Source organism: Raoultella sp., assembly GCF_039594335.1.
Taxonomy (GTDB): Bacteria; Pseudomonadota; Gammaproteobacteria; order Enterobacterales; family Enterobacteriaceae; genus Klebsiella.
Window position 1 is genome coordinate 34,452 of record NZ_JBCNNS010000005.1, and the last position, 21,041, is coordinate 55,492.

The window sequence follows — 21,041 nt, forward strand, 5'->3', positions numbered from 1 at the left end:
CATATATGCCTTTTACACTTGGTCAACGCTGGATTAGCGACACAGAGAGCGAACTGGGATTAGGGACGGTAGTTGCGCTGGATGCGCGTATGGTGACCCTGCTTTTCCCTGCCATCGGCGAAAACCGTCTGTACGCGCGCAATGATTCCCCGATCACCCGCGTGATGTTTAATCCCGGAGATACCATCACCAGCCATGAAGGCTGGCAGCTCCAGGTTGACGAAGTTAATGAAGAAAACGGCCTGTTGGCGTACACCGGTACCCGTCTCGATACCGAAGAGGCCAACGTCACGCTGCGCGAAGTGCTGCTCGACAGCAAACTGGTCTTCAGCAAACCGCAGGACCGACTGTTCGCCGGCCAGATCGACAGAATGGACCGTTTTGCGCTGCGCTACCGCGCCCGCAAATACCAGAGCGAGCAGTACCGGATGCCGTGGAGCGGCCTGCGCGGACAGCGCACCAGCCTGATTCCCCACCAGTTGCATATCGCCCATGACGTTGGCCGCCGCCACGCGCCGCGCGTACTGCTGGCCGATGAAGTCGGTCTGGGTAAAACCATCGAAGCCGGGATGATTCTGCATCAGCAACTGCTTGCCGGCGCTGCCGAACGCGTGCTGATCATCGTCCCGGAAACCCTGCAGCATCAGTGGCTGGTTGAGATGCTGCGCCGCTTTAACCTGCGTTTTTCGCTGTTTGACGATGAGCGTTATGCCGAAGCCCAGCACGATGCCTACAACCCGTTCGAGACCGAACAGCTGGTTATCTGCTCTCTGGATTTCGTGCGCCGCAGCAAACAGCGCCTTGAACACCTGTGCGATGCCGAGTGGGATCTGATGATCGTCGATGAAGCGCACCACCTGGTGTGGAGCGAAGAAGCGCCGAGCCGTGAATATCAGGCAATCGAGCAACTGGCCGAACGCGTACCAGGCGTGCTGCTGTTGACCGCAACGCCGGAACAGCTGGGCATGGAAAGCCATTTCGCCCGTCTACGCCTGCTGGACCCGAACCGCTTCCACGACTTCGAGCAGTTCGTTGAAGAACAACAGAATTATCGTCCGGTGGCCGACGCCGTCGCGCTGCTGCTGGCCGGCAACAAGTTGAGCGATACCGAGCTGAACACCCTCGGCGATCTGATCGGCGAACAGGATATTGAACCGCTGCTGCAGGCCGCTAACAGCGATCGTGACGATGCCCAGGCCGCACGCAAGGAACTGGTCTCGATGCTGATGGATCGCCACGGCACCAGCCGCGTGCTGTTCCGTAACACCCGTAACGGCGTCAAAGGCTTCCCGAAACGCGAACTGCACACCATTCGCCTGCCGCTGCCGACCCAGTATCAGACGGCGATTAAAGTCTCCGGCATTATGGGCACGCGTAAAACCGCAGAAGAACGCGCGCGCGATATGCTGTACCCGGAGCAGATTTATCAGGAATTTGAAGGCGATACCGGTACCTGGTGGAACTTCGATCCGCGTGTTGAGTGGCTGATGGGCTACCTTACCAGCCACCGCTCGCAGAAAGTGCTGGTGATCTGTGCGAAAGCCGCCACCGCCCTTCAGCTGGAGCAGGTTCTGCGCGAACGCGAAGGAATTCGCGCAGCGGTCTTCCATGAAGGGATGTCGATCATTGAGCGCGACCGCGCCGCCGCATGGTTCGCCGAAGAAGATACCGGCGCCCAGGTGCTGCTGTGTTCTGAAATTGGCTCAGAAGGCCGTAACTTCCAGTTTGCCAGCAACCTGGTGATGTTCGATCTGCCGTTCAACCCGGATCTGCTGGAGCAGCGTATTGGCCGTCTCGACCGTATCGGCCAGGCGCACGATATTCAGATCCACGTTCCGTACCTCGAAAGAACCGCGCAGTCCGTGCTGGTTCGCTGGTACCACGAAGGCCTGGATGCATTTGAACATACCTGCCCGACCGGCCGTACCGTGTACGACAGCGTACACAACGAACTGATTAATTATCTTGCGGCACCGGAAACCACCGAAGGCTTCGATGAGTTGATCAAAACCTGCCGCCAGCAGCACGATGCGCTGAAAGCGCAGCTGGAACAGGGTCGCGACCGCCTGCTGGAGATCCACTCCAACGGCGGCGAACAGGCCCAGGCATTAACGGAAAGCATTGAAGAGCAGGATGACGATACCAACCTGATCGCCTTTGCCATGAACCTGTTCGATATTGTCGGCATCAATCAGGACGATCGCGGTGAGAACCTGATCGTGCTCACCCCTTCCGATCATATGCTGGTTCCGGATTTCCCGGGTCTGCCGGAAGACGGTTGTACCATCACCTTTGAACGTGATGTCGCGCTCTCCCGCGAAGACGCTCAGTTCGTCACCTGGGAGCACCCGCTGATTATCAACGGTCTGGATCTTATCCTCTCCGGTGATACCGGCAGCAGCACCCTCTCCCTGCTGAAGAACAAGGCGCTGCCAGTCGGTACGCTGCTGCTGGAGCTGATTTACGTGGTGGAAGCTCAGGCACCGAAGCAGTTGCAGCTTAACCGCTTCCTGCCGGCAACACCGGTGCGTATGCTGCTGGATAAAAACGGCAATAACCTCGCCGGTCAGGTGGAGTTTGAAAGCTTCAACCGCCAGCTGAGCGCCGTCAACCGCCATACCGGCAGCAAACTGGTCAACGCGGTACAGCAGGACGTGCATGCGATCCTCCAGCTCGGTGAGGCGCAGGTCGCCAAAGCCGCGCAGGCGCTGATCGACGCAGCCCGCGATGAAGCCAATGACAAGCTGTCGGCGGAACTCTCTCGCCTGGAAGCGTTAAAAGCGGTTAACCCGAACATCCGTGACGACGAGCTTTCCGCCATCGAGAGTAACCGTCAGCAGGTAATGGACGCGCTGGCACAGGCTGGCTGGCGTCTCGACGCGCTGCGCTTAATCGTGGTCACCCACCAGTAACGGAACACGAATATGGCGATGGAAAACTACAATCCGCCACAGGATCCCTGGCTGGTTATCCTCTATCAGGATCAGCACATTATGGTGGTCAACAAGCCGAGTGGCTTGTTGTCCGTCCCGGGGAGACTGGAGGAGCATAAAGACAGCGTGATGACGCGCGTGCAGCGCGACTTCCCGCAGGCCGAGTCGGTGCACCGCCTCGACATGGCCACCAGCGGCGTGATTGTGGTGGCGCTGACGAAAGCGGCAGAACGCGAGCTGAAGCGTCAGTTTCGCGAGCGTGAGCCAAAGAAGCAGTACGTCGCCCGCGTGTGGGGACATCCGGAAAAAGCGGAAGGGCTGGTGGATTTACCGCTCATCTGCGACTGGCCAAACCGGCCAAAGCAGAAGGTGTGTTACGCAACCGGCAAAGCGGCGCAAACTGAATATGAAGTGCTGGAGTATGCGGACGATAACAGCGCCCGCGTGCGCCTGAAGCCGATCACCGGACGTTCGCACCAGCTGCGTGTACATATGCTGGCGTTGGGACATCCGATTCTCGGCGATCGCTTTTATGCGACGCCGGAAGCGCTGGCGATGGCGCCCCGGCTGCTGCTGCACGCCGAAACGCTGACCATTACCCATCCGGCCTATGGCAACACCATGACCTTTCGCGCGCCCGTCGATTTCTGATCGTGCGTTAGCCCGGGGGGCGGCTCGCGCGCCTTACCCGGGCTACACGTTCTTAATACCGGCGGTTAATCGCGGGCAAACCACGCATCAATCATCTGCTCAACGCGGGCGACAACCTCTTCGGCATCATGGCGATGCAGGTTCTCGCAAGTCTGAGCGGCATCATCACACAGCAGGCAACGACGTGTGCTTTCATCCTGCACCTGACGGCCTTGTTGTGGACAAATCACCTCAATATTCCATAAGCGGCCAAGCGGATGCGTCCGTAACAGCTCCGTGCATAGCGCGTTGACTTCGCTGGCAGGATGCTCAACGCACCACAGCGCCTCTGGCCCGGTTGGCAACCACAGCACCTGGCGGTCCAGCGTTTTCCAGCGGCGCTTCCACAGCAGCTGGTCGCAGGCCTGCAGTGCCACGCCCATCATATTGCGATAGCGGATGCTGTCTTTTACCGCGCCCGGCGTTACCAGCGTCAGCGCAATGACCGGTTGTTGATAATGGCCGAGCCACTCGGCCTGGCGGGCTGCACGCTGCGCTTTCGTCGCCAGCTCGGTTTCTACGCTGGCGCCCGCACGGGCGGGAGTATCCACAAACATTAATTCCTCTCCTACACTTGATAAAATGACAACGGCAAAGCCGCCGCCGCGATAGCGGATGACGGCGCTGATTGTATCGCTAAACGAACAGAATTTAGGACACGAGACAAAGAAATTTTCTTTGTCTCGTGGAGGAAAATTGCAGATTCTCCTGTTAGCGCAGAGCTAAATCATGCCAGGAAATGACTGAGGAACAGCAGACCCAATGAAACATTAATCGCGCCGCCAATACGAGTGGCGATTTGGGCGAACGGCATCAGGCTCATGCGGTTGCCGGAGGTCAGAATCGCCACATCGCCGGTGCCTCCCTGGCCACTCTGACAGCAGGAGACAATCGCCACATCAATCGGGTGCATTCCTATCTTTTTACCGACCAGGAACCCGGTCGCCACCAGCGCAGAGACGGTGCTGACGATCACCAGCAGATTCGTTATCGTAAACGCGTTCACCAGTTCCTGCCACGGTGTAATGGCGACGCCCACGGCAAACAGAATCGGGTAGGTCACCGCGGTGCGGAAGAATTTGTAGACCATCTGCGACCCTTCCTGCAGGCGCGGCGAGACGCCGTTAACCAGCTTGAGCACTACCGCCAGAAACAGCATGCCCACTGGCGCCGGTAAACCGGTCATTTTCTGTCCCAGCATCCCCAGCATATATAGCAGCACGGCCAGCAGAGCACCGGATGCCAGCGTCGTCACGTCGGTCTTGCCACCGGATGTTTCGACATCGTCTGCGCGCTGCGTTTCATTACGGCGGTTCGGCATCAGTTGACCTTCACCGGTCAGGTGCGGGAAGCGCTTGCCCAGTTGATTCAGACAACCGGCAATCACTATCGCCGTCAGGCTGCCCAACATCACCATCGGTAATACACGGCCCAATGCCACGCCTTGATCCATGTGCATCAGAGCGGCATAGCCGATGGACAGTGGAATCGCCCCCTCCCCCACGCCACCGGCCATAATCGGTAGCACAATAAAGAAGAACACCTGAAACGGCGCCATCCCCAGGGCCGTACCGACGCCGATGCCCACCAGCATACCAACGATTTCACCGCACAGCATCGGGAAGAAGATACGCAGAAAACCCTGAATCAGGGTCGTGCGGTTCATGCTCATAATGCTGCCGACAATAATGCAGCAGATATAGAGATAAAGGATATTGGTCGATTTGTAGAATTTGGTCGTGGATTCCACCACCACATCCGGCAGCAGGCCGTAATGCACCAGCGCGGAAGGGATAAAGGTGGCGCAAATCGCTGCCGCCCCCAGTTTACCGAGGATCGGCAGGCGCTTGCCAAACTCACCGCAGGCAAAACCGAAAAAGGCCAGCGTCGCGACCATGACCACGATATCGCTCGGCAACTTTCCGCCCAGACAGTCGAGGGCGATTAATCCACCGGCCAACAGGAATAACGGCAGCGGGATAATCCCGACTTTCATATTGTCCATTACCTGCCACCAGCGTTGTTTCAGGGTGGCTTTCGGGGTATCGATGGGATCGAGAGTCGCAGAGAATGCATTGTCAGTGGTGCTCATAGGTTTGGCCCTTTAGTTATTATTCATTTTGAGATTAGGTGGCCTGAAACAGAGTTAATGTGAGGCGTGACGAATTAGAACTGAAGTTTTAATGGTCATTATGGTTTTTATGGTTTCTATTCCGGGGCGTGATATCTCTCTGATTTATTAGCGTGGTTTTTATGGTGTTTATTGCAACGCCAGAGCGGAATGCGGCGGCATGCGTCTTCGCAAGGTCTCGTCATCGCTGACCACAGCAGGCTCCGGCGGATTGAGCGACCTCCGACGAACTCGTCCGTCAGGCGATCTGGCGGAATGAGCGGCCACCCGTGGCGTCTTGATAAATCATCGCCAGTAGATGATTCTGGTTTCTCATCGCCTGCGGCAACGCTCACCCCGTTCCCGCCTAACCCATGTCGGCACCGGGAAAATGTTACCGTGCCGGTATCGCAGAGATGTTGCACACGACTTATGAAAGTTTCCTTTCAATTTAAGCTGTTTATTTCGCTGGTCGCCTTTTTCTCCGTATTATTCGCGCTACTGGGCGTCTACTACTACATCGATGCCAGCCATCAGCTTTATCAGGAAATGAGTACCCGCGCCAAAATACAGGCGGAAGAGATCGCCCTGATGCCGGATTTACGCCAGCAGGTTATGCAGAAAGACCCGCAGCCGCTTAAGTCATTTATGCAAAAAATCGCCGCCCACAGCGACGCGAGCTTTATTGTTATTGGCGATGCGCAGGGCGTGCATCTGTTTCATTCCGTCCACCCGGAGTGGGTCGGTACCCGGCTGGTGGGCGGCGATAATCAGGCAGTGCTGGAAGGGAAAAGTATCACCACTATCCGTAAAGGAGGGCTCGGGGTGTCGCTGCGCAGCAAGGCGCCGATCTTCGACGCCACCGGCCGGGTTGTGGGTATCGTCTCCGTGGGCTACCTGACCAGTTATCTCGATAGCATCACGCTGACAAAAGTCATCAATATCTTCGCCGCCACCGTGCTGCTGTTAATCGCGCTGTTTATTTTTTCCTGGTATTTTACCCGCAGCATTAAAAAACAGATTTTTTCGCTGGAGCCGCGAGAAATCGGCCTGCTGGTACGCCAACAAAAGGCGGTGATGGAATCGATCTATGAGGGCGTTATCGTTATCGATCGCCAGCGGCGTATCGAGGTGATCAACCACGCCGCGCGCAGCCTGCTGGGGCTGAGCCAGCCCGCGCGTCTGCTGCGCGGCCAGGCGATCGACAGCGTCATCGCCCCGCAACCCTTTTTCGCCAGCGGTGAAATGCTGGAAAACGACACACATGATGAGCTGTGCCGCTTCAACCAGCTGACTGTACTCGCCAGCCGGGTGCGCATTATGCTGGAAGACTCGCTGCAGGGCTGGGTGATTACTTTCCGCGATCGTGATGAAATCAACTCCCTCAGCGCCCAGCTAAGCCAGGTTAAACGCTATGTTGATAACCTGCGCATCATGCGTCATGAACAGCTGAACCGGATGACCACGCTCTCCGGCCTGCTGCATATGGGTCACTATGACGAAGCGATTCGCTATATCCAGGCCCAGTCGGAGCATGCGCAGGAGCTGCTGGACTTTATCTCTTCCCGTTTCCGCTCGCCCACGCTCTGCGGCCTGCTGCTGGGTAAGGCTGCTCGCGCGCGCGAAAAAGGGGTCGCACTCAGCTTTGACCCCGCCTGTCAGCTCGACCGGCCGCTGCCTTCATTAACTGAACCGGAGCTGATTTCGATTATCGGCAACCTGCTGGATAACGCGATTGAAGCCACGCAGCGCGCCGAGCTACCGCACGAACCGGTAGAAGTGCTGATCCAGCTGAATGCCCGCGAGCTGATGATTGAAGTTGCCGACCGTGGCATCGGCATTGACCCGGCTATCCGCGATCATATCTTTGAACGCGGCATTACCACCAAAACCCGTGGCGATCACGGTATCGGCCTGTATCTTATTGAACATTATGTGACACAGGCTGGCGGCACCATTGAAGTCGCCGATAACTCACCGCGCGGCGCGATCTTGACGCTGTTTATCCCCGCCGACGGTCCTGTTCATCCCCGACACGAGGCGAACTATGCATCATGATCTGGTCGATGTATTGATCATCGAAGATGAAAGCGAGCTGGCGAGGCTGCATGCCGAGCTGATTCAGAAGCATCCGCGTATGCGGCTGACGGGCATGGCCGCTTCCCTCTCCCAGGCGCGGCAGATGCTCAATAGCCAACCGCCGCAACTGATACTGCTTGATAACTATTTACCCGACGGCAAAGGGGTCACATTGATGACCGACCCGATTCTGGCAGAGGCCAACTGTTCGGTGATTTTTATTACCGCCGCCAGCGATATGGAAACGTGTAGCCAGGCGATTCGCAACGGCGCCTTTGACTACATTCTTAAACCCGTCTCCTGGAGGCGCCTGAGCCAGTCGCTGGAACGTTTCGTTCAGTTTTACGATCAGCAGCGAGAATGGAAAATCGTCGATCAGCAAAACGTTGATTCGCTGTACCAACTGCAGGCGAAGAACTATCGCGCCGATAGCGGCAGTAAGGGGATCGAGGAGAAGACGCTGGCGCTGGTGCAGAATCTGTTCAACGGCCGGGAAGAACACAGTTTTTCCGTGGATGAGGTGGTGAACGATGCCGGGTTAAGTAAGACCACCGCCCGCCGTTACCTGGAGCACTGTGTGGAAATCGGTTATCTGGAAGTCGAGATGTTGTACGGAAAGATTGGTCACCCGCGCCGGATGTACCGACGCGCTCAAAGCGCATCATGAGGCCTCTCCCTGACGGGAGAGGCCTGCGACTCAGAACCCGCGCTGCTCTTTGATCAGCTCCCAGGCTTTCTGAATATCCTGGGCTTTCTGCTTCGCCATCTCCATCATTTCTGGCGGCAACCCTTTTGCCACCAGCTTATCCGGATGGTGTTCGCTCATCAGCTTGCGATAGGCGCGTTTGACCGTCGCAGCATCATCGGTAGGTTTCACGCCCAGCACGTTGCATGCATCCTCCAGCGTTGGCCCGCGCTGCGCCTGCTGCCAGCCGGTATTTCCGCCGCCCTGCCCGTACGAGCCCTGCTGAGAACCGCCGCCAAACTGAGCGCCGCCCTGCATCATTCGCAGGAACTGCTCGAACTGCGTGCGGGAAATACCCAGCTCATCGGCAATCACAAACAGAACTTCACGCTCATTAGGATGTAATTCGCCATCGGCGAAGGCCGCCTGCAGTTGAATTTCCAGAAACATCCGAATCAAATCGAAGCGCCCGAAACAGACGCTGCGCAGCTGGCGCATTTTCTCGCGCAGCGGATAATCATCGGATTTCCCTACGCGAAAGGCCTGCTGCGCCGCCGTGCGCGACTCGCCATGCAAATTCATGCGATCCATCAGGATGTTGGCGACATGAATATCGGCTTCAGTAACGCGACCTTTGGATTTGGTTAAATGGCCCATCACCTCAAAGGTGGTGGAGAAAAACAGCGCCTGCCGCTCCTGCTGATTGGCAAACACATTGATACGTCGGCTTCGCGCCCGGTCAAATATATGGCCGACCAGCAGGCCCAGCACCAGTCCCCAAAAGCCGGCGCCCATCATCAGCGCGACTGCAACCCCAATTATTTTTCCCAAATACTGCATAGACTCCCCAATCTTTCCGCCGCCAGTTAAGCTATATATGACCGCACGTTACAAAGCACTGACGCTTCGGTCAATTGTGGGACATAGCCTATATTTTGCTTTATCATACTCGTCATTCTACACGGTGCCTAACGCTCGGGATGCAAACCGGCAGGATTAACACTAGCGCGATGAAGATGAGTACGTTAGGCTCTGACCGTTTGCAAGCCGCTGCCACAAGATGACGGAACAACAAATACAACGTATGAAAAAACGTATTCCCAGCCTCCTGGCCACCATGATCGCCAGCGCCTTGTATAGTCAACAAGGCCTCGCCGCCGATCTCGCCACGCAGTGTATGCTTGGCGTACCAAGCTATAATCGTCCCCTCGTTGAAGGTCAAACTAACGAGCTGCCGGTGACGATCAATGCCGATCATGCGAAGGGCAATTATCCTGATAACGCCGTATTTACCGGTAATGTCGATATTAACCAGGGTAATAGCCGTCTCCAGGCGGATGAGGTCCAGCTTCATCAACAGCAGGCTGCTGGCCAGCCTCAGCCCGTTCGCACGGTTGACGCGCTCGGCAACGTTCACTATGACGATAATCAGGTTATCCTGAAAGGCCCGAAAGGCTGGTCAAACCTGAACACCAAAGATACCAATATCTGGCAGGGCGATTACCAGATGGTCGGTCGCCAGGGCCGCGGTACCGCTGATCTGATGAAACAGCGCGGCGAAAACCGCTATACCATTCTGGAAAACGGCAGCTTTACCTCCTGTTTGCCGGGTTCTGACACCTGGAGCGTCGTCGGTAGCGAAGTCATCCACGACCGCGAAGAACAGGTTGCAGAAATCTGGAACGCCCGTTTCAAACTCGGTTCGGTCCCTATTTTTTATAGCCCCTACCTGCAGTTGCCGGTGGGCGACAAACGTCGTTCAGGCTTCCTGATTCCTAACGCCAAATACAGCACCAAAAATGGCGTAGAGTTTTCGCTGCCGTACTACTGGAATATCGCGCCAAACTTCGACGCCACCCTGACGCCGCACTACATGAGCAAGCGTGGCGGCGTGATGTGGGAAAACGAATTCCGCTATCTGACCAAAGCGGGGGCGGGCCTGTTCGAATTTGACTACCTGCCGTCCGATAAAATCTACCAGGACGATCACTCCAGCGACAGTAACAGCCGGCGCTGGTTGTTCTACTGGAATCACTCTGGCGTAATTGACCAAGTATGGCGTCTCAACGCCGACTACACCAAAGTCAGCGATCCGGAGTACTTTAACGATTTCAGCTCGAAATACGGCTCCAGTACCGACGGCTACGCCACGCAGAAATTCAGCGCGGGTTATGTCAACCAGAACTTCGACGCCACCGTGTCAACCAAACAGTTCCAGGTCTTCAACCGTGAGTCGAGCAACTCGTACGCCGCTCAACCGCAGCTGGACGTGAATTATTACCAGAACGATGTCGGTCCGTTCGATACCCATCTCTATGGTCAGGCGGTGCACTTCGTCAACACCAACAGCAACATGCCGGAAGCCACGCGTGTTCACTTCGAGCCGACGATCAACCTGCCACTGTCTAACGGCTGGGGCAGTATTAATACCGAAGCCAAGCTGCTGGCGACCCACTATCAGCAGAGCAACCTTGATGACTACAACGCCGCCAATAACGCCAACTATAAAGAGTCCGTTAACCGCGTGATGCCGCAGTTTAAAGTCGACGGGAAAATGGTCTTCGAGCGCGATATGCAGGAGGGGTTCACCCAGACGCTGGAACCGCGCATGCAGTACCTGTATATCCCGTATCGCGATCAGAGCCAAATCGGTTCCTATGACTCCACGCTGCTGCAGTCAGACTACAGCGGCCTGTTCCGCGACCGCAGCTACAGCGGCCTGGACCGCATTGCTTCTGCGAACCAGCTCTCTACCGGCGTGACCTCGCGCGTATATGATTCCGCCGCCGTTGAACGTTTTAATATTTCCGTTGGTCAAATCTATTATTTCACCGAGTCCAGGACCGGTGATGACAACATCAACTGGGAGAACAACGACACAACGGGTTCACTGGTATGGGCCGGCGATACTTACTGGCGCATCGTCGATAACTGGGGTTTACGCGGGGGAATTCAGTACGATACACGTCTGGATAACGTCGCTACCGCTAACGGCACCGTGGAATACCGTCGCGATGAAAACCGTTTAATACAGCTTAACTATCGTTATGCCAGCCCGGAATACATTCAGGCCACGCTGCCGTCGTATTCCACCGCTGAGCAGTACAAAAATGGTATTTCTCAGGTGGGCATGACTGCCAGCTGGCCGGTTGTCGATCGCTGGTCCGTGGTGGGTGCATACTACTTTGACACCAATACCCGAAAGAGCGCCGACCAGATGTTAGGGGTCCAGTATAACTCCTGCTGCTATGCGATTCGTCTCGGCTATGAACGTAAGATCAACGGCTGGAATAGTAACGGCAACGGCGAGAGCAAATACGACAATACCTTTGGCATCAACATTGAGCTACGTGGCCTGAGCTCCAACTACGGTCTCGGCACTCAGCAGATGCTGCGTTCGAACATTTTACCGTACCAGAACTCCCTGTGATGTGGCTGGTTTAAAACGTAATCCGCATTTGCGGTTAATTGAAATGGAAAAAGTATGAAGAACTGGAAAACGCTGCTTCTCGGTATCGCCATGATCGCGAATACCAGTTTCGCTGCCCCACAGGTTGTCGATAAAGTAGCGGCTGTCGTCAATAATGGCGTTGTTCTTGAAAGCGACGTCGATGGCTTATTACAATCGGTTAAACTCAATGCTGGCCAGGCCGGTCAACAGCTGCCGGATGACGCGACCTTACGTCATCAGATCCTCGAAAGATTGATCATGGACCAGATCATTCTGCAGATGGGTCAGAAGATGGGCATAAAAATCACTGACGATCAGGTCGATCAGGCGATTGCTAACATCGCGAAACAGAACAACATGACTCTGGATCAGATGCGCAGCCGCCTGGCCTACGACGGCCTTAACTACAACACTTACCGTAATCAGATTCGTAAAGAGATGCTGATTGCGGAAGTGCGCAACAACGAAGTTCGTCGTCGCATCACCGTGCTGCCGCAGGAAGTCGAATCCCTGGCGAAACAGATTGGCGATCAGAACGACGCCAGTACCGAGCTGAACCTTAGCCACATCCTGATTCCGCTGTCTGAAAACCCGAGCTCCGACGACGTAGCGAAAGCCCAGGAACAGGCTAACGCTATCGCTGAGCAGGCACGCAGCGGCGCTGACTTTGGTAAACTGGCTATAACCTACTCTGCTGACCAGCAGGCGCTGAAAGGCGGCCAGATGGGTTGGGGTCGTATTCAGGAACTGCCGGGGATCTTCGCTCAGGCTCTGAGCACCGCGAAGAAAGGGGATATTGTCGGCCCGATTCGCTCTGGTGTCGGCTTCCATATCCTGAAAGTGAACGATATGCGCGGCGGCAGCAAGAACATCTCCGTCACCGAAGTTCACGCTCGTCACATTTTGCTGAAACCGTCGCCGATCATGAATGACGAACAGGCGCGGGTTAAACTCGAGCAGATTGCCGCGGATATTAAGAGCGGGAAAACCACCTTCGCTAAAGCGGCGAAAGAGTTCTCCGAAGATCCGGGCTCCGCAAACCAGGGTGGCGATTTAGGCTGGGCAACGCCTGATATCTTCGATCCGGCGTTCCGCGATGCGCTGATGCGTCTGAACAAAGGCCAGATCAGCGCGCCGGTTCACTCCTCCTTCGGCTGGCACCTGATTGAACTGCTGGACAGCCGTCAGGTAGACAGAACCGACGCCGCGCAGAAAGACCGCGCGTACCGGATGCTGATGAACCGTAAGTTCTCTGAAGAAGCGGCAACCTGGATGCAGGAACAACGCGCCAGCGCTTACGTCAAAATTCTGAGCAACTAATATCATGGCCTCATACACAACAGCACTCGGGGTGTATTGAGGCGGCAAGCCGTCGAGCCCGGATAACTCACGATGAGAGCGGACCCGACGGCATTGCCAACAGAAAGACGTCCTGAAGGATGAAGTGTATGAATCGAGTTGTAATCACTCCCGGCGAACCTGCCGGAATCGGCCCCGACCTTGTTGTACAGCTTGCACAGCGCGACTGGCCGGTAGAGCTGGTGGTTTGCGCCGACGGCGCCCTGTTATCTGACCGAGCTCAACAGCTCGGTCTTGCTTTATCTCTCCTGCCCTACGACCCTTCTCTTCCTGCAGTTGCGCAACGTGCGGGCACCCTGACGCTCCTCCCCGTCGCGCTGAATGCCCCTGTCACCCCTGGCGTGCTGAACGTATGCAACGGAAGCTATGTGGTTGAGACGTTGGCTCGCGCCTGCGACGGCTGTCTGAGCGGCGAATTTGCGGCCTTGATTACCGGGCCAGTCCATAAGGGCAATATCAACGACGCGGGGATCGCCTTTACCGGACATACCGAATTCTTTGAAGAGCGCGCCCAGGCCAGCAAAGTGGTCATGATGCTGGCGACGGAAGAGCTGCGCGTCGCTCTGGCAACCACTCACCTGCCGCTGAAGGCGATCAGCGACGCGATCACGCCGGATTTGCTCCGTGAAGTGATAACGATTCTGGACCACGATCTGCGCCATAAATTCGGTATCGCCCGGCCACACGTACTGGTCTGCGGCCTGAACCCGCACGCTGGCGAAGGTGGACATATGGGGACGGAAGAGATCGATACGATTATTCCCGTGCTGGAAGAGATGCGTGCCCGGGGGATGAATCTGAGCGGTCCGCTGCCGGCAGATACCCTTTTCCAGCCCAAATATCTCGACAATGCCGATGCGGTACTCGCGATGTACCACGATCAGGGTCTTCCCGTGCTAAAATACCAGGGCTTTGGCCGTGGCGTGAACATTACGCTCGGTTTACCCTTTATTCGCACCTCTGTTGACCACGGTACCGCGCTTGAACTGGCGGGCCAGGGAAAAGCGGATGTCGGCAGTTTTATCACGGCGCTTAATCTCGCCATCAAAATGATTGTTAATACGCAATGAATAATCGAGTCCATCAGGGCCACTTAGCCCGTAAACGCTTCGGGCAAAACTTCCTCAACGATCAGTTCGTGATCGACAGCATTGTCTCAGCCATTAACCCCCAGAAAGGGCAGGCAATTGTCGAGATCGGTCCGGGCCTGGCTGCGCTGACCGAACCGGTCGGTGAACGTCTGGACGCACTTACCGTTATCGAGCTGGACCGCGATCTGGCCGCTCGCCTGCAGACGCATCCGTTTCTGGGGCCAAAGCTGACCATTTATCAGCAAGATGCCATGACCATGAACTTCGGCGAGCTGTCGCAGACCATGGGTCAGCCGCTGCGCGTGTTCGGCAACCTGCCGTACAACATTTCTACGCCGCTGATGTTCCATCTGTTCAGCTATACTGATGCCATCGCCGACATGCACTTTATGCTGCAAAAAGAGGTCGTCAATCGCCTGGTTGCCGGACCGAACAGCAAGGCGTATGGTCGACTGAGCGTTATGGCGCAGTATTACTGCCAGATTATCCCGGTACTCGAAGTGCCGCCAGGCGCCTTTACGCCGCCGCCTAAAGTGGATTCCGCCGTTGTGCGTCTGGTGCCTTATCGCACGCTGCCGCACCCGGTGAAGGAGGTTCGAGTGCTGAGCCGAATCACGACCGAGGCTTTCAATCAGCGTCGTAAAACGATTCGTAACAGCCTCGGCAACCTGTTCAGCGTTGAGGTACTGACCGAGCTGGGCATCGATCCGGCCAAACGTGCAGAGAATATTTCCGTGGCACAATACTGTCAGTTGGCTAACTGGCTGTCTGACAACTCGCCCACCAAGGAGAGCTAACCATGATTGATTCGCCTCGAGTTTGCGTGCAGGTGCAAAGCGTCTATATCGAATCGCAGTCTTCCCCGGAAGAAGAGCGCTACGTTTTCGCTTATACCGTCACGATTCGCAATCTGGGGCGAACTCAGGTTCAGCTTATTGGCCGCTACTGGCTTATCACCAACGGTCACGGTCGTGAGACTGAAGTGCAGGGTGAAGGGGTTGTCGGCGAACAGCCGCATATCCCGGCAGGCGGTGAATTCCAGTATACCAGCGGGGCCGTCATTGAAACGCCGCTGGGCACCATGCAGGGACATTATGAAATGATCGACGTGAACGGCGTGCCGTTCTCGATCGATATCCCTGTTTTCCGTCTCGCAGTACCAACGCTCATTCATTAAAACAATGTCTACATACCTTATTGGCGACGTTCACGGTTGCTACGATGAACTGCTCGCGTTATTAAAGCAGGTGGAGTTTACCCCAGGGAACGATACGCTGTGGCTCACGGGCGATTTAGTCGCACGCGGCCCGGGTTCGCTGGAGGTTTTGCGCTACGTTAAATCCCTTGGCGATAATGTGCGCCTTGTCCTCGGCAATCACGATCTGCACCTGCTGGCCGTCTTCGCCGGTATCAGCCGCAACAAACCCAAAGATCGCCTGAAATCGCTGCTCGAAGCCCCGGATGCCGACGAGCTGCTCAACTGGCTGCGCCGTCAGCCGCTGATGCAGATTGATGAAGAGAAAAAGCTGGTGATGGCCCATGCGGGCATCACGCCGCAGTGGGATCTGGAAACGGCAAAACAGTGTGCGCGCGATGTTGAAGCCGTGCTCGCCAGCGACTCCTATCCGTTCTTCCTCGACGCGATGTATGGCGATATGCCGAATAACTGGAGCCCTGAGCTGAGCGGTCTCGCCCGCCTGCGCTTTATCTCCAATGCTTTTACCCGTATGCGCTACTGTTTCCCGAACGGGCAGCTGGATATGTATGCCAAAGAAGCGCCGGAAAATGCCCCTGCGCCGTTAAAACCGTGGTTTGCCATTCCTGGCCCGGTGAGCAACGAGTACAGTATTGCGTTTGGTCATTGGGCCTCGCTGGAAGGTCGCGGTACGCCGGAGGGGATATACGCCCTCGATACCGGCTGCTGCTGGGGCGGGGATCTCACCTGCCTGCGCTGGGAAGACAAGCAGTACTTTACTCAGCCGTCAAACCGCCAGCAAGAGCCTGGCGCAGGCGAGGCGGTTATCTCCTGAAAAAATCCCGGGCAGCGCGTAGCGCTATCCGGGATATCATCATGTTGCCCCAGGCAGGGCTACGCGTTGCCCGGAATGCCGTTAGCGACGTTCGAGAATCTCGAAGCAGTAGCTATGCGAGTTCTGCGCATCGGCATCGTGAAATTCGCTGAATACCGACTCCCACTGGTCCGGATCGTAGTCAGGGAAATGGGTATCCCCTTCCACTTCGGCATCAATGTGCGTCAGATAAAGCTTCTGGGCCTTCGGCAGGAACTGGTCATAGACCCGACCGCCGCCGATCACCATCATCTCTTCAACGTCGCCGCAGGCGGCAATCGCTTCCTCAACCGATTTCACCCACAGTACGCGATCGTCGGTACCTGGCTGGCTGCTGATAACGATATTCTTACGCCCTGGCAACGGGCGGCCAATGGACTCCCAGGTCAGACGCCCCATCACTACCGGTTTGTTTAAGGTATTACGTTTAAACCAGGCGAGATCGGCAGGCAGGTCCCATGGCATGGCGTTTTCCATACCAATGACGCGATCTACCGCTAACGCCGCAATCAGACTGATCATTGAAAATTTCCCGAATGCAAAAAATTGCCGCCACTATACGTAAAGCGTAATAGTTCGTCGACTGCACGAAGAGTAAAGAATAAGAAAATTTTCGGATTTGCAGGCGGGCCCACGTAAGCTACGTGAGCCGCCTGCTGAGGATCTAAATTGAAAACAAAATGTTAACTGTAAACAAAACGTAACAGCGAGTTTTTGCCTCAGATCGAAGGCTTATTCTCCGGTTCATCGGCGATATTACCGGTATGTCTACCTTCTTCGGTTCCCTGCCAGCCGTGGCGCTGAACCAGCGACAGATGGTTACGATCCTCATTGATAATTCCGGTCAACATGTCACTGGTTCGCTTGAACACCGCCACGCGGGAAGCCGCGTCGTTTTCCGCCATCGCCACCATCTCTTCCACCATTTTCTGGTTGAAGCGACGGAACAGGTCGGCGCGCTCACGCGCCTCATATGCGTCCAGCCCCAGCGCCTCCAGCGCCACTCTTCCGGATTTCAGGGCAGCCTCGAAGGTTTCACGTTCCGGGGCCTCCACACCGGCCTGACGCAGCTGGATATAGTGATCCACATCGCGGGCGCGGGAGATAATCTGCAGGTGCGGGAAATGCGCTTTCGCCAGCTCGACCAGTTGCAGGCTGACCTGGGGATCGTCAATCGCATTGATCAGCACCTCGGCTTTTGCTGCCCCCGCCGACTCCAGCAGATCCGCGCGCGTGGCATCGCCATAAAACACTTTCATATCAAATTTACGCAGCGTATCCACGTGGTCAGGATCGTGATCAAGGATCACCATCTTCACACCGCCGGAAAGCAGCAGACGACCGGCGATCTGTCCGTAACGGCCGAAGCCAGCAATAATCACCCGTGGCTGTTCTTCATCAATCTCATCCGCTTCACGTTCATCGCCGCTGGGCGACTTCTCAAGGCGGGTCAGCAGCACCAGCAGGATCGGCGTTGCAGCCATTGACAGCGCCACCGCCAGTGTCAACGCTTTCGCCCATTCGCTATCCAGTACGTCGGCCATCTGCGCCGCGCCGAATACCACAAAGGCAAATTCACTCCCCTGCCCCAGCAGAACCGCAAACCAACGACGCTGAGCACGCGGCACGCCAAGCGGCTTCGCAATCAACCACAGCATTGCGCCTTTGATGATCAGGAAACCGATCAGTAGAACCAGAATGCGCAGCGGATGACTCATCAGGGTGCCGAAATCAATCGACATCCCGACACCGATGAAGAACAGCCCCAGCAGCAGCCCCTTAAACGGTTCAATGTCGCTTTCCAGCGCGTGGCGATATTCCGAGCTCGCCAGCAATACGCCGGCGAGGAAGGCCCCCATCGCCATCGACAGTCCGACCTCCTCCAGCAGCAGGCCAAAGCCGAAGACCAGGAACAGGGCCACGGCGCTGAACACTTCACGCAGACCGGAACGGGCCACGAAGCGCAGCACCGGACGGGTCACATAGCGCCCCAGCGCCACCACCAGGGCCAACGCGCCTGCCACCTTGAGCGCGGACAAGGCAAATGCCCCCAGTGTCGTGGATCCACCGCTGGCGGCCAGCAGTGGGATCATCGCCACCAGCGGGATCGCCGCGATATCCTGAAACAGCAGGACGGCAAATGCGCTCCGCCCCATCTGCGAGACCGTCAGATTACGTTCGTTCATCGCCTGCATGGCGATCGCCGTCGACGACAGCGCCAGCGTCATGCCGATCAGCTCCGCCACCTGCCAGCGCATCCCCAGCAGCATGCAGAACAGGCCAATCAGCACGCCGCACACCACCATCTGCAAAGCGCCGCCGCCAAACACCGACGCGCGCAGCTTCCACAGGCGCTGCGGATCGAGCTCCAGACCAATCACAAACAGCATCAGGACCACGCCGATTTCGGCAAAGTGCAAAATCGCCTCGGCATCGGTCACCAGCCGCAGCCCCCACGGCCCAATAATACAACCGGCAATCAGATAGCCGAGCACCGACCCCAAACCGAGACGCACGGCGATCGGAACAATCAGCGCGGCGGAACCCAGATAAATCAGCGCCTGTATAAGCGTATGGCTATCCATGATGCGTCTCCTGCCATTCGATAAGGCGTTGTCGGTAGCGGCGCGCCTGCGCCTGAAGGGTTTCATCGTCGCAGATAAACGTGCAGTGCATGGCGAAAGGCGACAGCCACTTCATTCCACAGTACAAACCGGTCGCCTGGAGCGGTTGGGAAAGCACCTCAAACCCGGGAAATGCGCCGATATCAAAGTGGCTCTCGCCACCGCCGGTGGTTACTGCCCACATCAGCGATTTGCCGCGCAGGGCGATGCCGTTATGTCCGTAGGCCCAGCCATGCGACAGCACCTTATCCAGCCACAGTTTCATTAGCGGCGGCACGCTGTACCACTGCATCGGATGCTGCCAGATAATCAGGTCTGCTCGCGCCAGCGCCGCCTGTTCGGCGGCGACGTCGATATTAAAATCGGGGTAAAGTTGATAGAGGGAGCGTATTTCTACGCCATCCAGCGTCCTTGCCTGCTCAAGCATCCGCTTATTCGCATGTGAGTGCTGCGGATAGGGATGGGCATAAATTATCAGAATCATTGATTAGCCTGCGTTAACTCTCGTTGTAATCAGCAAGAGTGTAGTCAGTTAATCGAAGTGCTTACAATCACAACCTGCTTTTATCTCAACCCACTTCAGGCATTTCGCGGCTGCTTGCTGACAGCGACAGCGGACTCACCGATCTCAAGATCGCAGCGTTTTGGCAGCAGGAAGGTCATGGTCCCGGCAATAATGAGCGATCCTGCCAGCGCGCAGACCGCCACGTTCTGACCATACAGATAGATCATCACTCCCACCAGATAAGGACCGCAGAAGCCGCCGAGATTCCCCAGGCCATTAATCACGCCACGCGCGCTACCGGCGACTTCCGCGGAAGCGATGCGCCCCGGCATCGACCAGAACGGGCTGGTGGCCGATTTAAGGAAGAAACCACAAATCACCAGCGCAATATAGGCTGCCACAACGTGCTCGCGCAGTATCACCGAGGCCACCAGCGCCGCGGCAAAGCTGTAGAGCGAGAAGCGCACCCACAGGCGACGTTTGCCGCTGCGATCGCTGAATAGCGAAATCACATAGATGCCCGCCAGCGTGGCCACAAATGGCAGCACCGCCAGAAAACCGACGCTAGCCATACTGCCGCCGGTCAGGCCTTTAAGAATGGTCGGCAGCCACAAAGTGTAGCCGTAATCGCCGGTCTGATAGAAAAAGTTGAGGATAACCAGTTTCATCAGTCCGCTATTGCGGAAAACATCTTTGACCGGCGCGTTGCTGACCGCATCTTCCGCCAGCTTTGCCGCCCGCTCTGCGGCCAGGGTAGTCACCAGATAGTGACGCTCTTTCTCCGGCAGCCAGCGCGCTTCTTCCGGACGGTCGCTGATCATAAACCACCATACTGCCAGCACCACCACCGAGAGCAGGCCTTCAATAATAAACAGCCAGCGCCAGTCGAGGGCGGCAATAATCGCCCCTGAGACCGGTGCGGTGAGCATGCCACCTAGCGGCGCGAACATCATGACAAAGGCGTTAGCCCGCCCCAGCTCTTTTTCCGGGAACCAGTTGCTGACCATCGTTAGCACCACTGGCAGCATCCCGCCTTCGGATACGCCGAGAATAAAGCGCAGGACCAGCAATTGATATTCATGGGTCACAAAGCCGGTGGCAATCGACACCACCGCCCAGGCCAACAGCGACCAGGCAATAAAGCGTTTACCGCTACCATTTACCGCAATACGCCCACCGGGTATTTGCAGAAATAAATAACCAATAAAAAATATTCCACTGGCCACCCCGGCCATTTGACTGGTAATACCTAAATCAGCTTCCATGCCACCGGGCAAAGCAAAACTAATATTGACCCGATCCATAAACGAAATAATACAGGCGATCAATACCGGCGTAATAATACGCAGCCAGCGGGTGCTGGGAATTTTATCGTTCATATTTCGCACTCTCTATGCAGAGGTTATTGTTGTGATTAAATTAGAGCTGGGCACAGAAATAAGAGA

General features: G+C 56.4%; 17 protein-coding genes. 10 read left to right on the top strand and 7 right to left on the bottom strand.

Annotated elements, in window-relative coordinates; translation table 11 throughout:
* Positions 1-5: 5 nt before the first annotated feature.
* Positions 6-2,912: an RNA polymerase-associated protein RapA gene (gene rapA, locus ACZAHD_RS01480; RefSeq protein ID WP_462455205.1), complete on the top strand. Its 2,907-nt coding sequence runs from the start codon at positions 6-8 to the stop codon at positions 2,910-2,912.
* 12 nt (positions 2,913-2,924) lie between these two features.
* Complete coding sequence (gene rluA, locus ACZAHD_RS01485; protein ID WP_462455206.1) at positions 2,925-3,584, top strand: bifunctional tRNA pseudouridine(32) synthase/23S rRNA pseudouridine(746) synthase RluA; 660 nt, start codon at positions 2,925-2,927, stop codon at positions 3,582-3,584.
* Positions 3,585-3,649: 65 nt separating this feature from the next.
* Here the strand turns inward: rluA and citX are convergent, their stop codons facing one another.
* Together citX and ACZAHD_RS01495 are read right to left on the bottom strand one after the other, a co-directional pair.
* Positions 3,650-4,180, bottom strand: coding sequence for a citrate lyase holo-[acyl-carrier protein] synthase (gene citX, locus ACZAHD_RS01490; RefSeq protein WP_462455207.1), 531 nt, complete (start codon positions 4,178-4,180; stop codon positions 3,650-3,652).
* 170 nt (positions 4,181-4,350) lie between these two features.
* Entirely contained in the window at positions 4,351-5,715 is a 1,365-nt protein-coding gene (locus ACZAHD_RS01495; RefSeq protein WP_462455208.1) for a 2-hydroxycarboxylate transporter family protein, read from the bottom strand.
* 450 nt (positions 5,716-6,165) lie between these two features.
* On the opposite strand from ACZAHD_RS01495, the gene ACZAHD_RS01500 reads away from it, so the two are divergent.
* Both ACZAHD_RS01500 and ACZAHD_RS01505 read left to right on the top strand, forming a co-directional pair.
* Positions 6,166-7,791: an ATP-binding protein gene (locus tag ACZAHD_RS01500; protein ID WP_462455209.1), complete on the top strand. Its 1,626-nt coding sequence runs from the start codon at positions 6,166-6,168 to the stop codon at positions 7,789-7,791.
* The gene (locus tag ACZAHD_RS01505; RefSeq protein WP_462455210.1) at positions 7,781-8,479 is read left to right on the top strand and encodes a response regulator; all 699 of its coding nucleotides are present in this window, start codon (positions 7,781-7,783) and stop codon (positions 8,477-8,479) included. Before ACZAHD_RS01500 ends, ACZAHD_RS01505 begins: the two co-directional genes overlap by 11 nt.
* 30 nt (positions 8,480-8,509) lie before the next feature.
* Here ACZAHD_RS01505 and djlA read toward each other — a convergent pair whose 3' ends face one another.
* Positions 8,510-9,337 (bottom strand): co-chaperone DjlA, encoded by an 828-nt coding sequence (gene djlA, locus ACZAHD_RS01510; RefSeq protein ID WP_462455211.1) that lies wholly within the window; start codon positions 9,335-9,337, stop codon positions 8,510-8,512.
* A gap of 244 nt (positions 9,338-9,581) precedes the next feature.
* On the opposite strand from djlA, the gene lptD reads away from it, so the two are divergent.
* From lptD to apaH, 6 genes are all read left to right on the top strand, one after another.
* Positions 9,582-11,927 (top strand): LPS assembly protein LptD, encoded by a 2,346-nt coding sequence (gene lptD / locus ACZAHD_RS01515; protein ID WP_462455212.1) that lies wholly within the window; start codon positions 9,582-9,584, stop codon positions 11,925-11,927.
* 54 nt (positions 11,928-11,981) lie between these two features.
* Positions 11,982-13,268, top strand: a complete 1,287-nt coding sequence (gene surA, locus ACZAHD_RS01520) for a peptidylprolyl isomerase SurA (protein WP_462455213.1) — start codon at positions 11,982-11,984, stop codon at positions 13,266-13,268.
* 119 nt (positions 13,269-13,387) lie between these two features.
* The gene (gene pdxA, locus ACZAHD_RS01525; protein WP_462455214.1) at positions 13,388-14,377 is read left to right on the top strand and encodes a 4-hydroxythreonine-4-phosphate dehydrogenase PdxA; all 990 of its coding nucleotides are present in this window, start codon (positions 13,388-13,390) and stop codon (positions 14,375-14,377) included.
* Positions 14,374-15,195 (top strand): 16S rRNA (adenine(1518)-N(6)/adenine(1519)-N(6))-dimethyltransferase RsmA, encoded by an 822-nt coding sequence (gene rsmA, locus ACZAHD_RS01530; RefSeq protein WP_004857784.1) that lies wholly within the window; start codon positions 14,374-14,376, stop codon positions 15,193-15,195. Before pdxA ends, rsmA begins: the two co-directional genes overlap by 4 nt.
* A gap of 2 nt (positions 15,196-15,197) precedes the next feature.
* Positions 15,198-15,575 (top strand): Co2+/Mg2+ efflux protein ApaG, encoded by a 378-nt coding sequence (gene apaG, locus ACZAHD_RS01535; RefSeq protein WP_462455215.1) that lies wholly within the window; start codon positions 15,198-15,200, stop codon positions 15,573-15,575.
* 4 nt (positions 15,576-15,579) lie between these two features.
* Positions 15,580-16,428 (top strand): bis(5'-nucleosyl)-tetraphosphatase (symmetrical) ApaH, encoded by an 849-nt coding sequence (apaH, locus tag ACZAHD_RS01540; RefSeq protein WP_462455216.1) that lies wholly within the window; start codon positions 15,580-15,582, stop codon positions 16,426-16,428.
* A gap of 81 nt (positions 16,429-16,509) precedes the next feature.
* Here the strand turns inward: apaH and folA are convergent, their stop codons facing one another.
* The 4 genes from folA to ACZAHD_RS01560 form a co-directional block, all read right to left on the bottom strand.
* The gene (gene folA / locus ACZAHD_RS01545) at positions 16,510-16,989 is read right to left on the bottom strand and encodes a type 3 dihydrofolate reductase (RefSeq protein WP_462455217.1); all 480 of its coding nucleotides are present in this window, start codon (positions 16,987-16,989) and stop codon (positions 16,510-16,512) included.
* A gap of 197 nt (positions 16,990-17,186) precedes the next feature.
* Entirely contained in the window at positions 17,187-19,052 is a 1,866-nt protein-coding gene (kefC, locus tag ACZAHD_RS01550) for a glutathione-regulated potassium-efflux system protein KefC (protein WP_462455218.1), read from the bottom strand.
* Complete coding sequence (gene kefF, locus ACZAHD_RS01555) at positions 19,045-19,575, bottom strand: glutathione-regulated potassium-efflux system oxidoreductase KefF (RefSeq protein ID WP_462455219.1); 531 nt, start codon at positions 19,573-19,575, stop codon at positions 19,045-19,047. The genes kefC and kefF overlap by 8 nt, the downstream gene beginning before the upstream one ends.
* Positions 19,576-19,670: 95 nt before the next feature.
* Entirely contained in the window at positions 19,671-20,975 is a 1,305-nt protein-coding gene (locus tag ACZAHD_RS01560) for an MFS transporter (protein ID WP_462455220.1), read from the bottom strand.
* Positions 20,976-21,041 lie beyond the last annotated feature (66 nt).

Coding starts and splice junctions, on each gene's coding strand:
- rapA (WP_462455205.1), top strand. CDS start 6: ATGCCTTTTACACTTGGTCAACGCTGGATTAGCGACACAGAGAGCGAA.
- rluA (WP_462455206.1), top strand. CDS start 2,925: ATGGCGATGGAAAACTACAATCCGCCACAGGATCCCTGGCTGGTTATC.
- citX (WP_462455207.1), bottom strand. CDS start 4,180: ATGTTTGTGGATACTCCCGCCCGTGCGGGCGCCAGCGTAGAAACCGAG.
- ACZAHD_RS01495 (WP_462455208.1), bottom strand. CDS start 5,715: ATGAGCACCACTGACAATGCATTCTCTGCGACTCTCGATCCCATCGAT.
- ACZAHD_RS01500 (WP_462455209.1), top strand. CDS start 6,166: ATGAAAGTTTCCTTTCAATTTAAGCTGTTTATTTCGCTGGTCGCCTTT.
- ACZAHD_RS01505 (WP_462455210.1), top strand. CDS start 7,781: ATGCATCATGATCTGGTCGATGTATTGATCATCGAAGATGAAAGCGAG.
- djlA (WP_462455211.1), bottom strand. CDS start 9,337: ATGCAGTATTTGGGAAAAATAATTGGGGTTGCAGTCGCGCTGATGATG.
- lptD (WP_462455212.1), top strand. CDS start 9,582: ATGAAAAAACGTATTCCCAGCCTCCTGGCCACCATGATCGCCAGCGCC.
- surA (WP_462455213.1), top strand. CDS start 11,982: ATGAAGAACTGGAAAACGCTGCTTCTCGGTATCGCCATGATCGCGAAT.
- pdxA (WP_462455214.1), top strand. CDS start 13,388: ATGAAGTGTATGAATCGAGTTGTAATCACTCCCGGCGAACCTGCCGGA.
- rsmA (WP_004857784.1), top strand. CDS start 14,374: ATGAATAATCGAGTCCATCAGGGCCACTTAGCCCGTAAACGCTTCGGG.
- apaG (WP_462455215.1), top strand. CDS start 15,198: ATGATTGATTCGCCTCGAGTTTGCGTGCAGGTGCAAAGCGTCTATATC.
- apaH (WP_462455216.1), top strand. CDS start 15,580: ATGTCTACATACCTTATTGGCGACGTTCACGGTTGCTACGATGAACTG.
- folA (WP_462455217.1), bottom strand. CDS start 16,989: ATGATCAGTCTGATTGCGGCGTTAGCGGTAGATCGCGTCATTGGTATG.
- kefC (WP_462455218.1), bottom strand. CDS start 19,052: ATGGATAGCCATACGCTTATACAGGCGCTGATTTATCTGGGTTCCGCC.
- kefF (WP_462455219.1), bottom strand. CDS start 19,575: ATGATTCTGATAATTTATGCCCATCCCTATCCGCAGCACTCACATGCG.
- ACZAHD_RS01560 (WP_462455220.1), bottom strand. CDS start 20,975: ATGAACGATAAAATTCCCAGCACCCGCTGGCTGCGTATTATTACGCCG.